Below are 14,724 nucleotides of genomic sequence, written 5' to 3'. Positions count from 1 at the left end.
TTGGCATGCGAACCGACTCTTCTCCCGGCACCCTGCCGGCGCGGGAGCACCTCCCGGCCGCCACAGCCGGTACGCCTGTCCTGGACGTAGTGATCCCCGTCTACAACGAGGAGAAGGACCTCCAGCCGTGCGTCGAGAGACTGCACGACCACCTGACGCGTACGTTCCCGTACACGTTCCGCATCACGATCGCGGACAACGCGTCGACCGACACCACCCCCGAGGTGGCGCGCCGGCTGGAGACGCGGATCCCGGAGGTGAAGAACTTCCGGCTCGAGCAGAAGGGCCGCGGCCGTGCGCTGCGGACCGTCTGGTCGGCCTCGGACGCCCCGATCCTCGCCTACATGGACGTGGACCTGTCCACCGACCTCAACGCGCTGCTGCCGCTGGTGGCCCCGCTGATCTCCGGTCACTCCGACCTGGCGATCGGCTCCCGGCTCTCCCGCAGCTCGCGTGTGGTGCGCGGCCCGAAGAGGGAGTTCATCAGCCGCGCGTACAACCTGATCCTGCGCGGCTCGCTCCAGGCCCGCTTCTCGGACGCCCAGTGCGGCTTCAAGGCGATCCGCCGCGATGTCGCGCAGGTGCTGCTCCCGCTGGTGGAGGACACCGGCTGGTTCTTCGACACGGAGATGCTGGTCCTCGCCGAGCGCGCCGGCCTCAGGATCCACGAGGTGCCCGTCGACTGGGTCGACGACCCGGACTCCACGGTGCACATCGTGAAGACCGCCACCGACGACCTCAAGGGCGTGTGGCGCGTGGGCAAGGCCCTGGCCACCGGTTCCCTCTCGCTCGACCGGCTCGCCCGCCCCTTCGGCGACGACCCGCGCGACCGCGAGATCCAGGACGTGCCCAAGGGCCTGGCCCGCCAGCTCGTCGGCTTCTGTGTGGTGGGCGGTCTGTCCACCCTGTTCTACCTGCTCCTCTATAGCGTCTTCCGCCAGTTCGGCGGCTCGCAGGTCGCCAACGCGCTCGCCCTGCTGGTGTCCGCGATCGCCAACACCGCCGCCAACCGCCGGCTGACCTTCGGGGTCCGCGGCCGCGGCGGGGCCGTCAAGCACCAGGCACAGGGCCTGGTCGTCTTCGGCATCGGCCTGGCGCTGACCAGCGGGTCGCTCGTCGCCCTGAACGCGGCGACGAGCCGGCCGGCGCACTCCACCGAACTCGCGGTGCTCATCGCCGCCAACCTGGCGGCGACCGTCCTGCGCTTCCTGCTCTTCCGCGCGTGGGTGTTCTCGGACCGGCGGGACGACGACGAGGACGACAACCCGGCGTCGACCGTGGTCGCCTCCCACGTCCCGGACCGGCCGACGCCGTACGGGTCGCCGTACCCGGCCGCACCGGCGTACGGGCCGCAGCACCCGGCCCGTCCGTCCGCCCCGGCGTACGCCTCGCCGTACGGGAACACCACCACCGCCACCCAAGAGACCACCCAGTTCCGCGCCGGTGAAGCCGCGGACGGCACCTGGAGGGACGCCACCATGCGACTGCAGCCGGTGCGCCCTCACGACACCGACCCGGGGGACCCCCGATGACCACCCATCTCGACCAACCGACGGCCTGGGGCCCGCCCCCCACTGCCCCTCCGGCCACGGAGCCGCAGCAGCCGGCCGCACCGGCCCCCGAGTCGGGTGAGCCGAAGCAGCCCCTGCACCGCAGACTCTGGCGCGGCCGCCCCGAGGACCCCCGCTGGGTCCGCCCGGCCTTCCTCGGTCTGCTCCTCGCCACCCTCCTCCTCTACCTGTACAACCTGAGCGCCTCCGGGTACGCCAACTCCTTCTACTCGGCGGCCGTCCAGGCGGGCAGCCAGTCCTGGAAGGCGTTCTTCTTCGGCTCGCTGGACGCGGGCAACGCCATCACCGTCGACAAGCCCCCGGCCTCGCTGTGGCCGATGGCCCTGTCGGTCCGGATCTTCGGCCTGAACTCCTGGGCGATCCTCGCCCCCGAGGTGCTGATGGGTGTCGGCACGGTCGCCGTCGTCTACGCCTCGGTGCGCCGCCGGTTCAGCGCCGCGGCCGGCCTGATCGCGGGCGCCGTGCTCGCGCTCACCCCCGTCGCCGCGCTGATGTTCCGGTTCAACAACCCGGACGCGATGCTGGCCCTGCTGATGGCCGTTGCCTGCTACTTCACCGCCCGCGCGGTGGAGGACGGCCGGACGAAGTGGCTGGTGTGGGCCGGGGTCGCGATCGGCTTCGCGTTCCTCGCCAAGACGCTCCAGGCGTTCCTGATCCTCCCGCCGCTCGCGATCGTCTACGCGGTCTGCGCGCCGGTGAGCGTGAAGAAGCGGTTCGGCCAGCTGGCCCTGGCCACCGGTGCGCTGATCGCGTCCGGCGGCTGGTGGGTCGCGATCGTCGAGCTGTGGCCCGCGTCCTCCCGCCCGTACATCGGCGGCTCGCAGAACAACTCCTTCCTGGAGCTGACCTTCGGCTACAACGGTCTCGGCCGCCTCAACGGCGAGGAGACCGGCAGCGTCGGCGGCGGCGGTGGCGGCGGCAACACCGGCCAGTGGGGTGAGACCGGCTGGGACCGGATGTTCAACTCCGAGATCGGCGGCCAGATCTCCTGGCTGCTGCCGGCCGCGCTGATCCTGCTGGTCGCCGGTCTGGTGGCCACGCGCAAGCTGAAGCGCACCTCGGCCACCCGCGGTCTGTTCCTCGTCTGGGGCGGCTCGCTGCTGATCACCATGGTCGTCTTCAGCTACATGGCGGGCATCTTCCACCAGTACTACACGGTGGCCCTCGCCCCCTACATGGCGGCCGTGATCGGCATGGGCGCGGGTCTGCTGTGGGAGAAGCGGTCCGAGCTGTGGGCCTCGATCACCCTCGCGGCCTCGGTCGTGGCGGCGGCCTCCTGGTCGTACGTCCTGCTCAACCGCACCTCGGACTACCTGCCCTGGCTGAAGTGGCTGGTCCTGATCGGCGGTCTCGCCGCCGCGCTCGGCCTGGTCTTCGCGGGCCGGATCAACCGTCAGCTCGCCCTCGCGGCGGCCTCCGTCGGCCTGGTCGCGTCGCTGGCCGGTCCGACCGCGTACACGATCAGCACCCTCCAGACGGGCCACACCGGCTCCATCGTCACGGCGGGCCCCTCGGGCGCGTCCATGATGGGCGGCGGCATGGGCGGTGGCGGCGGCCGGGGCGGCTTCGGCGGCGGCAACGGCGGCGGCATGCCGGGCCAGAACCAGCAGAACGGCAACGGCAACACCCAGAACCAGCAGGGCAACGGCACCACCCAGAACGGCAACGGCTTCCCCGGCGGCGGCCAGATGGGCGGCGGCGGCTTCCCGGGCGGCGGCCAGAGCCAGCAGAACGGCAACGGCAGCACCCAGAACCAGGGTCAGGGCCAGACGCAGCAGGGCGGCCCCGGCGGTCAGACCGGCGAAGGCGGCGGCATGGGCGGCGGCGGTGGCGTCGGCGGCCTGCTGAACGGCGCGAGCGTCTCCGACGAGGCCAAGAAGCTGCTGGAGACCGACTCCGGCAAGTACACCTGGGTCGCGGCGGCGATCGGCGCCCAGAACGCGGCGAGCTACCAGCTCTCCACGGGCGACGCGGTCATGGCGATCGGCGGCTTCAACGGCACCGACCCGTCCCCGACGCTGGCGCAGTTCAAGCAGTACGTCACGGACGGAAAGATCCACTACTTCATCTCCAGCGGCTCCGGCGGCGGCATGGGCGGCAGCAGCAGCGGCACGTCCTCGCAGATCACCTCCTGGGTCGAGGCCAACTTCAAGAAGGTGACGGTGGGTTCGTCCACCTTCTACGACCTGACGCAGAAGGCGAGCAGCTGACGTAGCGGAAGCGGGTGAAGGGCGGTGGCGACAGGCCACCGCCCTTCTTCATAACTCCGTTGTACGACGTATGGGAATTCTTCTACGGTGTAAGGCATGTCTACGTCCCCCCAGGGCCAGGGCCACCCCCGACGCTGGCTGATCCTCGCCGTGATCTGTCTCGCGCAGCTCACCGTGCTGCTCGACAACACGATCCTGAACGTCGCCATCCCCTCCCTCACCCGGGAGCTGGACGCGAGCACCGCCGACATCCAGTGGATGATCAACGCCTACTCGCTCGTCCAGTCGGGTCTGCTGCTCACCGCGGGCAGCGCCGCCGACCGGTACGGCCGCAGGAAGATGCTGGCCGCGGGCCTCGTGCTGTTCGGCGTGGGCTCGGTGGTGGCCGGGTTCGCCGGCACCTCCGCCCAGCTGATCGCCGCCCGGGCCGGCATGGGCGTGGGCGGCGCGCTGCTGCTCACGACCACCCTCGCCGTGGCGATGCAGATCTTCGCCCCCGAGGAGCAGCCGAAGGCGATCGGCATCTGGGCCGCGGTCAACGCGCTCGGGTTCGCCACCGGCCCGCTCGTCGGCGGCCTCATGCTCGACCACTTCCGGTGGGGCGCGATCTTCCTGATCAACCTGCCGGTCGCGGTGCTCGCACTCGTCGCGGTCCTCGCCCTGGTCCCCGAATCCAAGAACCCCCGGGGCGACCGCCCCGACCTGCTCGGCGCGCTCCTCTCCACGATCGGCATGGCCTCGCTGGTCTTCGCGATCATCTCCGGCCCCGCCCACGGCTGGACCTCGGCCCGGGTGCTGGGCAGCGCGGCGGTCGCCGCCGTCGTCCTCACGCTGTTCGCCCGCTGGGAGAGCCGGATCCCGTTCCCCATGCTCGACCTGGAGTTCTTCCGCGACCGCCGGTTCACCGGCGCGGTCGGCGGGGCCGTCCTGATCACCTTCGGCATGGGCGGCGCGCTCTTCCTGCTCACCCAGCACCTCCAGTCCGTCCTCGGATACGGCCCCCTGGAGGCGGGCCTGCGCACCGCGCCGCTGGCGCTGACCGTCGTCGTCCTGAACTTCAGCGGGCTGGCGGCGAAGGCGACCGCCCGGTTCGGGACCCCGCTGTCGGTACTGGCCGGCATGGTGCTGATGGCGGGCGGACTCGTCTCGATCGCGTGCGGCGGCGCGGGATACGGCGGTGTCGCGGCCGGTCTGGTGCTGATCGGCGTCGGCTGCGCGGTCGCCAACCCGGCGATGGCCCACGCGGTGATGAGCGCGATACCCCCGGAGAAGGCGGGCGTGGGCGCGGGCGTCAACGGCACGCTGGCGGAGTTCGGCAACGGCCTCGGCGTCGCCGTCCTGGGCGCCGTGCTCAGCTCCTCCCTGACCTCGGGCAGGTCGCTGGCGGACGGCCTCGGCGCGGGCCTGCTGGTGGGGGCGGTAGCCGTCCTGGGCGGCGGACTGGTGGCGGCGGGACTGCTGCGCAGGGCGGACCGGGAGGAGGCGCCGACGGCCGCCGTATCCCGCTCCATGAAGTGATCCGGGTCACAAGCTGTCACACCCGACCGGCCCCCGGTGTCTTGTGGCCGAACCCCCTGGAACCGGAGGAGACACCGTGAGCGAGAACACCGAAGTCGTCGTGATCGGCGGGGGCTACGCCGGCGTCATGGCCGCCAACCGCCTGACGAGCCGCGACGACGTGAACGTCACACTGATCAACCCGCGCCCGTCCTTCGTCGAGCGGATCCGGCTGCACCAGTTCGTCGCCGGGACCCATGCCGCCGTCACCGACTACAAGGAGATCCTCGGCGAGCGCGTCCGGCTGGTCGTCGACACCGTGACCCGGATCGACGCGGCCGGCCGCGCCCTCGCGCTGGAGCACGGCGGCACCGTCCACTACGACCACCTGGTCTACGCGGTGGGCAGCGGCAGCGCCGACCCGCGCGTGCCCGGAGCGGCCGAGTTCGCCCACCCGATCGCCACCCTGGAGGACGCGCGGCGCCTGCGGCCGGTCGTCGGGGCCGCGTCCGCGCAGGCCCCGCTGACCGTCGTCGGAGGCGGTCCGACCGGGATCGAGACCGCCGCCGAGCTGGCCGAGCAGGGCCGCGCGGTGACCCTGGTGTGCGGCGGGGTCCTCGGCCCCTACCTCCACCCGCGGGGCCGGCGCTCGGTCGCCGGGCGGCTGGCCGCGCTCGGGGTGACCGTGCTGGACGGCCCCGGCACGAAGGTGACGGCCGTGACCCGCGACGCCGTCACGCTCGCCGACGGCCGGGAGCTGCCGAGCGAGGTGACCGTCTGGACCGCCGGCTTCGGGGTGCCCGACCTGGCCGTGCGCAGCGGCCTGAGCACCGACGCCCTCGGCCGGCTGCTCACCGACGAGACGCTGACCAGCGTCGACGACCCGCACATCGTCGCGGCCGGGGACTCGGCGGCGCCCTCCGGACTGCCGCTGCGGATGAGCTGCCAGGCGGCGGGCCCGCTGGGCGCCCACGCCGCCGACACGGTCCTCGGCCGGATCGCCGGCGAGCGCCCCGCGACCCTCACCATCGGGTTCGTCGGCCAGTGCATCAGCCTGGGCCGGCACTTCGGGATCTTCCAGTTCGCCGACAAGGAGGACGCCGCGAAGGGGATCCACCTCGGCGGCCGGACCGGCGCCAAGGTCAAGGAGCTCATCTGCAGGGGCACGGTCAAGCAGCTCGCGGACGAGGCCCGCAAGCCCGGCTCGTTCCGTATGCACACGATGTTCAAGGAAGGAAAGCGCCGCCAGGAGCAGCTGCGGCTCCGCGGCGAGCGGCCCGAGCCCCCGGCCAGCACCGGGACCCCGGCCACCACCGAACACGCGGTCTGAGCCGCACCCGGACGGGGGAGGACCCGGACATGGACGATCAGACCGCCGACCCGGCGACCGAGGCCTTCGTCGCCCACCGCAATCTGCTCTTCACCGTCGCCTACGAGATGCTCGGCTCGGCGGCCGACGCCGAGGACGTGTTGCAGGAGACCTGGCTGCGCTGGGTCGACACCGACCTGGACGAGGTGCGCGACCGGCGCGCGTACCTCGTCCGGATCACCACCCGGCAGGCCCTCAACCGGCTGCGCACCCTGGCCCGCCGCAAGGAGGCGTACGTCGGCCCCTGGCTGCCGGAGCCGCTGCTCACCACCCCCGACGTGGCCCAGGACGTCGAACTCGCCGAGAGCGTGTCGATGGCGCTGATGCTCGTCCTGGAGACGCTGTCTCCGACCGAACGGGCCGTCTTCGTGCTGCGCGAGGTCTTCGACGTCGGCTACGACGAGATCGCCGCCGCCGTCGACAAGAGCCCCGCCGCCGTCCGCCAGATCGCGCACCGGGCCCGTCGGCACGTCGACGCCCGTCGCCCCCGCGAGACGGTCTCCGAGCGCAGGACCCGGGCCGCCCTGGAGTCCTTCCAGCACGCGCTCAGCACCGGGGACCTCCAGGGCTTCCTCGATGTGCTCGCCCCCGAGGTCGTCATGCTCAGCGACGGCGGCGGGCTCCGGCAGGCCGCGCCCCGCCCGATCAGCGGCGCCGACAAGGTGGCCCGTTTCATCCTCGGCCACGCCAAGCGCCACGCGGCGACGCTCACCAGCGAGTTCACCATGGTCAACGGCGGCCCGGCGCTCGTCCTGCGCATGGACGGCGAGATCGACGGCGTCGTCGCCATCCGCTTCGAGGACGACCGCATCACCGGCCTCTACTACGTACGCAACCCGGAGAAACTGACCCGGGTCGACGCCGAGACCCCGCTCACCCTGCGCTGAACACCGGCCGCCCCGGGCAGGCCTAGCATCTTCCCCAGTACCGGAACACAGTTCCCCGTACCGGACGAAGAGGAAGGTGCCCTGCCATGGCCGAGACCGCCAAGGACGCCCCGCACCACAGCGTGTGGCTGGAGGGCAAGGCACGGCGGCGCGGCCGGGGCGGTGGCCAGCCCTCCGGGCTCGACCTGACGCGGATCACCGAGGTCACCGTACGGCTGCTGGACGCGGAGGGTCTCGCCAAGTTCTCCATGCGGCGGCTGGCGGCCGAGCTGAACGTGACGGCGATGTCCGTGTACTGGTACGTCGACACCAAGGACGACCTCCTCGAACTCGCCCTGGACGCGACCTTCGAGGGCATGGAGCTGCCCGACGCGGCGAACGAGGACGAGGACTGGCGCGACCAGCTGCGCGCCCTGGCCCGCTCCTACCGCGCCCTGCTGGTCCGCCACCCCTGGGTGTCACCGCTGGCGGGCACGTTCCTCAACATCGGCCCGAACAACCTCGCGTTCTCCCGCACCGTCCAGCAGATCGTCCGCCGCACCGGCCTGCCCACCCACGGGCTGGCGGCGGCGACCTCCTCCGTCTTCCAGTTCGTGTACGGCTTCGGCACGATCGAGGGCCACTTCATCGCCCGCTCCACGGCCGCCGGCCTGACCCCCGACGCCTACTTCCGCAAGGCCCTCACCACGGTCACCCAGGCCCCCCAGGCCGCCGACGTGGTCAAGGAGAGCGAGGACATCATGGCGGCCCGAGGCGGCGACACGGTCGAGGAGATGTGGGAACGGGACTTCGAATACGCCCTGGACCTCTTGATCGCGGGCATCGAAGCCATGGCAGCCAAGGCCGAGGAGAGCTAGGGCGCCCGCACCCGTACATCAATCCCCGGAGGCAAGCCGCGCCGGAAAGCCGCCGGTGGCAACCGGCCCCCACCGCACCGGAGTGATCCGGATGATCGACTTCCCCTGCCGCACCATCGCCGCCCGGTACTCCTCCCAGTCGGGATGCTCCCCCGCGATGTTCCGGAAGTACTCCACCAGCGGCTCGACGGACTCCGGCGCGTCCAGCACCTCGGCCGTCCCGTCGACCTGCACCCACGGCCCGTCCCAGTCGTCGCTCAGCACGAGCAGGCTCACCCGCTCGTCCCGCTTGGCGTTGCGCGTCTTGGCCCGCTCCGGGTAGGTGGAGACCACGATCCGCCCCGAGTCGTCGACGCCGCAGGTCAGCGGCGACCCCTGGGGCCCGCCGTCACCCCGCCGGGTCAGCAGGATCGCGCGGTGACGGGGTCGTACGAACTCCAGCAGCTCGTCGAGCGAGACGGCGGTGTTGGTCGCGATGTTCGGTGCCATGCCGTCAGCCTAGGCGGACGCGGCGCCTCCGTGGGTGACCCCGCCGGTCCTACGCTCCGGGCAGCGACGCGCCCTGCACCGCCTGGACCTCCAGCTCCACCCGCAGGGTCGTGCCGATCGCGGCGATGCCCGCCTGGACGACCTGGTTGTAGGTCATCGCGAAGTCCTCGCGGTGGAGTTCGGCCGTCGCGCGGAAGGCGGCGCGGGTGCCGCCCCAGGGGTCGGCGCCGGTGCCGAGGTGGGCGAGGTCCAGGTCGACGGGCCGTACGACACCGCGCAGGGAGAGATCGCCGTGGACCGTCCAGCGGTCGGGGCCGGCGACCGTCAGCCCGGTCGAGCGGTAGGTGATCTCCGGGTGCCGCACGGCGTCCAGGAAGTCCGCCGACCGCAGATGCGTGTCGCGGGTGCCGTTGCCGGTGTCGATGGAGTCCGCCCGGATCACCGCCTCCACCCGCGACCCGGTGACGTCGTCCGGGGCGATCTCGATCGCCGCCGAGAAGTCGGTGAACCGGCCCCGCACACTGGAGATGCCCAGGTGCCGGGCGACCGCGCCGACCGTGGAGTGCGCCGGGTCGACCGTCCACGGCCCGGGCGGCGGCAGCTCGGTCCCGCCCTGCCGGGCCAGCGTCACACCGCCCACGTCCACCCGTCCGCTCGCGGTGACGAGCGCGGTGGACGCCACGGGCCCGTACCCGACGGCCGTGACGATCACGGTGTACGGCCCCGGCGCGAACCCCGACGCGTCCCGTACGACACCCTCGTCGTCCGCCTCGGCCCGCAGCACCTGCGTACCGGTCATGTCGGTCACCGTGACGACCGCGTGCGACACGGCCCATCCGTCCCGCGTGCGGATCCTCGCGGTCAGTCCCATCTCACCTGCTCCTCGACTGGAACCGGCCCGGTGCGGGGGCGAACCCCGCACCGGGCCGGAGGGATTGCTGGTCGGTCACTCGCCGGGGTGGGCGAGCTCGATGTCATGGCCGTCCACGCCGGACCCAGTCACCGTCAGCGTGCCGGCCACCGGCGGATAGCCGGTCGCGATGACCGTGTACTCGCCGCCGTCCAGGTCCGCGAAGGCGTACGCCCCGTCCGCGCCGGTCGTGGCCGAGCCCAGGACGTTGCCCGCCGCGTCGACGAGCGTCACCCGCGCGTCGGCCAGCGGCCCGTGCGGTGCCCGCACGATTCCCTGGAGCAGGGCGCCCGCGTCCAGCCCGACCTCGACCCGGGTCACCCCGGTCGCGCCGATCTCGACGGGCAGGGCGCGCGGCCGGAACCCGGCGGCGTTCACCGCGACGGTCACCCCGCCCGGCACCAGCTCGGTGACGGCGAACTCGCCCTGGTCACCGGTGGCCGCGGTGGCCAGCAGCTCGCCGCGCACATCGGTGACGACGACCATCGCGTCCTTCACGCCCTCGCCCGACCCGGCGGCCCGGACGACCCCGGTGAGGCCGCTGGTCCCGCTGAGCAGGATGTCGTACGCGAGTGGCTCGCCGTTCACGACGATCGTGGACGCCTGCGGCTGGAACCCGTCCGCCGAGGCGATCAGGACGTACGACCCCGTCCCGGGCGCGTCCAGCGCGTACGCGCCGTCGGCCTGCGCGACCGACCGGCCCAGCTGGCGTCCGGCCAGGGAGATCAGCGTGACGGCGGCCTGCGGGACCGGCGCGCTCTCGGCGCCTCGGACGAATCCGCGGACCGGGACGGCCTTGGCGCCGGACTCCTGGGCGGGCGCGTCGGCGGCCGCCCGGCTGGGCGTGTGCTGCTCCACCTGCGCTGGAGCCGTGGCCTCCGCCGTCGCCCCCGCCGGGGTCTGCGCCTCGCCCTCCGCCTCCGCCGCGTGGGCCAGCGCGCCCTTGGTCCGCAGCGGGACCTCCTTGATGAACAGCGTGATCAGGAAGGCGAGCAGGGCCAGCCCGGAGGCGATCAGGAAGACGTCCGCGATGCCGTGGCCGTACGCGTCCTCCATGACCGTGCGCAGCGGCGCGGGCAGCTTGTCCATGTCCGGGATCGTGCCGGAGGAGTCGGAACCGGACGCGAGCGCGGCGTACTTCGGGCCGAGACCGGCGATGCCGTCCTTGGCGTAGTCGGTGATGCGGTTCGCCATCACGGCACCGAGCGCCGAGACGCCCATCGCACCGCCGAGGGAGCGGAAGAAGGTGACGGTCGAGCTGGCCGAGCCGAGGTCCTTCGGCTCCACCTGGTTCTGCGTGGACAGCACCAGGTTCTGCATCATCATGCCGACGCCGAGCCCCAGCAGCGCCATGAAGACCGCGGTCTTCCAGTAGTCCGTGTCGTAGCGGACGGTGCCCAGCAGACCGAGGCCCGCCGTGATGAGCACACCACCGCTGACCAGCCACGCCTTCCACTTGCCCGTGCGGGTGATGAACTGCCCGGAGACGGTGGAGGAGACGAACAGGCCGCCGATCATCGGGATGGTCAGCACCCCGGACATGGTCGGGGACTCGTCCCGCGCGAGCTGGAAGTACTGGGCGAAGAACACCGTGCCGGAGAACATCGCCACGCCCACGAACATCGAGGCGATGGAGGAGAGGGTGATGGTCCGGTTGCGGAACAGCCGCAGCGGGATGATCGGCTCGGCGGCCTTCGACTCGACGAGCACGAACACCGCGCCGAGCAGGACCGAACCCGCGACCATCGTGTACGTCTGCCAGGACAGCCAGTCGTACTTGTCACCCGCGAAGGTGACCCAGACGAGCAGCAGGGAGACGGCGGCGGAGATGAAGAACGCGCCGGCCCAGTCGACCTTCACGTCCCGCTTCACGACCGGCAGGTGCAGGGTCTTCTGGAGCACGATCAGCGCGATCACGGCGAAGGGGACGCCGACGTAGAAGCACCAGCGCCAGCCCAGCCAGGAGGTGTCGGTGATGACACCGCCGAGCAGCGGGCCGCCGACGGTGGCGACGGCGAAGGTGGCGCCGAGGTAGCCGGAGTAACGGCCGCGCTCCCGCGGCGAGATCATCGCGGCCATCACGATCTGCGCGAGGGCGGAGAGACCGCCGACGCCGACACCCTGCACGACTCGGCAGGCGATCAGCATGCCGGGGTTCTGCGAGAGCCCGGCCGCCGCCGATCCGAGGACGTAGATCACCAGCGCTATCTGGACGAGCGCCTTCTTGTCGTAGAGGTCGGCGAGCTTGCCCCAGAGCGGGGTGGTCGCGGTCATCGCCAGCAGGGTGGCGGTCACGACCCAGGTGTAGGCGGACTGGCCGCCGCCGAGGTCGCCGATGATCTCCGGGAGGGCGTTGGAGACGATCGTGGACGACAGGATCGCCACGAACATGCCGAGCAGAAGGCCGGAGAGGGCCTCCATGATCTGCCGGTGCGTCATCGGGGCGTGGGCGTCGTGCCCGCCCCCGTGCCTGCCGTGGGCCCGCACACCGGCCGGTGTGGTCGTTGCCATGGACTTCCTTCTCTTACGCGTGTGTACGGGTGGTCTCGTGCAACAGGGGAGGCGAGTCGGGCGCCTGACCCGCCGGCGGCCGGTGCGCGGTGCCCCGGCAGTCGCCGAAGTCGGCGCGCAGCCGGCTCATCAGCCGGATGAGCTGGCCGATCTCGTCGTCGGTCCAGTCGTTCAGGCGCTCCGCCAGGAGGCCGACGCTGCGCCGGTACAGCTCGGCGAGCACCGTGCGGCCCTCGGGCGTCAGCCGCAGGATGCGGGAGCGCTTGTCCGCCGGGTCCGGGGACCGGTCGATCCAGCCCCGCTCGGCGAGGTGCGCGACATGCCGGCTGGTCACCGACATGTCGACGGCGAGCAGCTCGGAGAGATTGCTCATGCGCATCTCGCCGTGGCGGCCGAGGAGGGTCAGCACGGCGGCGGAGCCGGGGGAGCAGTCGGCCGGCATGATCCGCCCGAGGTCCCGCTTCACGACTCCGAAGGCACTGAGCTGACGCGCCAGTTCCTCGTACTGCGCCTGCGCGGCCATCACCCCTCCTTGTTTGTTGCTTGGGGCAACCATAAGAGTGGTTGGTTGCCGCAGGCAAATAAAACGGCGGCGGGGTGCCGCAAAAACTTGGCAAAGGCAAGTATTGCTGGGGTAAATGTGCAGGTGGATGGGGTCGTGGCCGGATTGTCAGTGGTCCGCCCTAGGGTGGGCGCATGATCACGACCTCGTCGATCCTGGGGCAGTTCGACCGGCACGCGGGCAACGGGACGTTCCCCGACCTGAACAACGGCTACGTCTATCCCGCCGACGTCCGCCTCCACCTCTTCGGCGACACCGCGCGCTGGGCCATGGTCGTGGAGATCCTCGGCTACAACCCGCGCGAGGCCGGCCTGTCCTGCGTCCTCTACCGCTACGGCAACTGCCTCACCGGCTCCGGGCCCGGCTACGGCGCCTTCCTGGACCGGGTGGACAACATGGACGCGATCGACCCCGAGGACACCGAGCGGTACGTCGGCGGAGTCCCGCTCGTGGTGAACGGCACCCCGCTGACGGTGACCGCCGGGGCCGGGACACCGCTCCAGGACGTCTTCCGGGAGCTGGCCCCCGCCCACCGGGAGCTGCTGCTGGCCGACGGGACGGAGCTGCGCGAGGAGATACCCGCCGATCTGCCGCTGCTGCTGCGCCTGGAGGAGTGGAACCAGCCGGAGGACCTCTCGGACAGCGCCCCCGGCGATCACGAGACGTTCCGCCTGCTGGCGGAGGTGCTGGAGTCGGGGGACCCGGCCCGCTACCGCCCGACCCTGCCGCCGAACACCCACTGGTCGAACTGGCCGGAGGCAGGCACCTTGTAGAGCGCCGGAGGGCGTCGCGGAGGGTTTCGCGGAGGATGCCTCGGTGGACGTCTCGGCGGACGTCGTTGCGGGACCCCCGCTTGGGCCGTCGCCACGGTTTTCGCTAGGGTCTCTGGCCATGGCTAACACCCAGGGCCCGCAGGGCAACCACGACCCCGCCGGCAGCACCCAGATGTTCCGCGCGTTCGTCGACGAGGGCGGCCCCCAGGCCACCTCCCGTCAGGCGCCCGCGCCGGCCGGCCCCCGCATCGGCCTGATCATCGGCATCGTCGCCGCCGTGGCGATCGTGGCGGCGGTCGCCTGGCTGGCGCTGAAGTAACCGACGCCCCCGCCCCCGCCCCCACCGCTACTCCCACCGCACGGACACGTCCCGCGTCTCGACCCGCATCCCCAGCGGCACCCTCCAGGCCTCGACGCACACCGTCCAGGTCCGTTCCCTCCGTCCGCCGGGGGCGAGGGGCGCGGGGAGTTCCACCGTCGACTCGACGGTGGACCAGTCGATGCCGAGGGCGTCGATGACGTGCGTCCCGAAGGTGACCGTGCCCGAACGCACCGGCGTACCGCCCGTGTTGCGGAAGGTCAGCGTCACGTCCTCGCACCAGCGGTGGTCGGTGGGGGTGCGTACGGGGTCGCTCGTGAGGAGGGCGGCCGGGGCGGGCGTACCGGCCGTGCCCGTGGGTGTGGGCGAGGGGGACGGGGTCTGCGGCGACGGTCTGTCCGGGTCCGGGTCCGTGTCCGCGCCAGGGCCCGTGTTCCGTACCGGTGAGTTGGTCGCCGTCGCGGGCGGACTGGCCGCCGATGTCCCTGGGGCGTCCGGAGTGCCGGCCCCTTCCGACCGGGACGGGCCGCTGTCCGACGGCTCGTCGAGCGGCACCAGTCGTACGCCTCCCGTGGGCCCCGCCGACGGTGGTCTCCCGCCCGGGGCGCCGACCGCGACGTAGTCCCGTCCGTGCCCGTCACCGCCGTACGCCCCGAGGACGCCCGCCGCCCCCGCCGCCACGGCGACGGCCGCCGACAGGCCCCACAGGGCGCGCCGACGGCCGCGTGACCGTTCCGTCGTTCCTTCCGGTGTCGCGCGCATCGCGACA

Annotated in this window: 13 protein-coding genes; 8 read left to right on the top strand and 5 right to left on the bottom strand. The window is 72.2% G+C overall.

The features are described 5' to 3' along the window. The first annotated feature begins 5 nt into the window (after window positions 1–5). From ABZ490_RS42845 to ABZ490_RS42820, 6 genes are all read left to right on the top strand, one after another. Complete coding sequence (locus ABZ490_RS42845; protein ID WP_359003179.1) at window positions 6–1,532, top strand: bifunctional glycosyltransferase family 2/GtrA family protein; 1,527 nt, start codon at window positions 6–8, stop codon at window positions 1,530–1,532. Beyond that, window positions 1,529–3,781, top strand: a complete 2,253-nt coding sequence (locus ABZ490_RS42840; RefSeq protein WP_359003177.1) for a glycosyltransferase family 39 protein — start codon at window positions 1,529–1,531, stop codon at window positions 3,779–3,781. Before ABZ490_RS42845 ends, ABZ490_RS42840 begins: the two co-directional genes overlap by 4 nt. Window positions 3,782–3,877: 96 nt before the next feature. Beyond that, window positions 3,878–5,299, top strand: a complete 1,422-nt coding sequence (locus ABZ490_RS42835; protein ID WP_359003175.1) for an MFS transporter — start codon at window positions 3,878–3,880, stop codon at window positions 5,297–5,299. Window positions 5,300–5,375: 76 nt separating this feature from the next. Continuing rightward, window positions 5,376–6,608 carry an FAD-dependent oxidoreductase gene (locus tag ABZ490_RS42830; RefSeq protein ID WP_359003173.1) on the top strand — a complete coding sequence of 411 codons (1,233 nt, stop codon included), beginning with the start codon at window positions 5,376–5,378 and terminating at the stop codon, window positions 6,606–6,608. A 29-nt stretch (window positions 6,609–6,637) separates the two neighbouring features. Beyond that, complete coding sequence (locus ABZ490_RS42825; protein ID WP_359003171.1) at window positions 6,638–7,534, top strand: RNA polymerase sigma-70 factor; 897 nt, start codon at window positions 6,638–6,640, stop codon at window positions 7,532–7,534. Between the two features lie 86 nt (window positions 7,535–7,620). Then, window positions 7,621–8,391 carry a TetR/AcrR family transcriptional regulator gene (locus tag ABZ490_RS42820; RefSeq protein ID WP_359003169.1) on the top strand — a complete coding sequence of 257 codons (771 nt, stop codon included), beginning with the start codon at window positions 7,621–7,623 and terminating at the stop codon, window positions 8,389–8,391. 18 nt (window positions 8,392–8,409) lie between these two features. Here the strand turns inward: ABZ490_RS42820 and ABZ490_RS42815 are convergent, their stop codons facing one another. The 4 genes from ABZ490_RS42815 to ABZ490_RS42800 form a co-directional block, all read right to left on the bottom strand. Next, window positions 8,410–8,880, bottom strand: a complete 471-nt coding sequence (locus ABZ490_RS42815) for a PPOX class F420-dependent oxidoreductase (RefSeq protein WP_359003167.1) — start codon at window positions 8,878–8,880, stop codon at window positions 8,410–8,412. A 49-nt stretch (window positions 8,881–8,929) separates the two neighbouring features. Next, on the bottom strand, window positions 8,930–9,751 hold the full coding sequence (locus ABZ490_RS42810) for a YceI family protein (protein ID WP_359003165.1): 822 nt from the start codon (window positions 9,749–9,751) through the stop codon (window positions 8,930–8,932). A gap of 75 nt (window positions 9,752–9,826) precedes the next feature. Continuing rightward, window positions 9,827–12,301: an MFS transporter gene (locus tag ABZ490_RS42805; protein ID WP_359003163.1), complete on the bottom strand. Its 2,475-nt coding sequence runs from the start codon at window positions 12,299–12,301 to the stop codon at window positions 9,827–9,829. 13 nt (window positions 12,302–12,314) lie between these two features. Further along, a complete protein-coding gene (locus tag ABZ490_RS42800; RefSeq protein WP_359003161.1) occupies window positions 12,315–12,824 on the bottom strand; it encodes a MarR family transcriptional regulator in 510 nt (169 codons plus the stop codon). 173 nt (window positions 12,825–12,997) lie between these two features. Between ABZ490_RS42800 and ABZ490_RS42795 the strand changes: the two genes are divergently transcribed. After that, the gene (locus tag ABZ490_RS42795) at window positions 12,998–13,636 is read left to right on the top strand and encodes a hypothetical protein (protein ID WP_359003159.1); all 639 of its coding nucleotides are present in this window, start codon (window positions 12,998–13,000) and stop codon (window positions 13,634–13,636) included. Between the two features lie 118 nt (window positions 13,637–13,754). After that, the gene (locus ABZ490_RS42790) at window positions 13,755–13,955 is read left to right on the top strand and encodes a hypothetical protein (protein WP_055637087.1); all 201 of its coding nucleotides are present in this window, start codon (window positions 13,755–13,757) and stop codon (window positions 13,953–13,955) included. Between the two features lie 27 nt (window positions 13,956–13,982). On the opposite strand, the gene ABZ490_RS42785 is transcribed toward ABZ490_RS42790, so the two are convergent. After that, on the bottom strand, window positions 13,983–14,717 hold the full coding sequence (locus ABZ490_RS42785; RefSeq protein WP_359003157.1) for a hypothetical protein: 735 nt from the start codon (window positions 14,715–14,717) through the stop codon (window positions 13,983–13,985). Window positions 14,718–14,724: the final 7 nt, after the last annotated feature.

It is taken from the genome of Streptomyces sp. NPDC005811 (assembly GCF_040630405.1).
Lineage (GTDB): Bacteria > Actinomycetota > Actinomycetes > Streptomycetales > Streptomycetaceae > Streptomyces.
The sequence above is the reverse complement of the archived record's forward strand: the minus strand, read 5'-3'. Positions and strand labels throughout refer to the sequence as shown.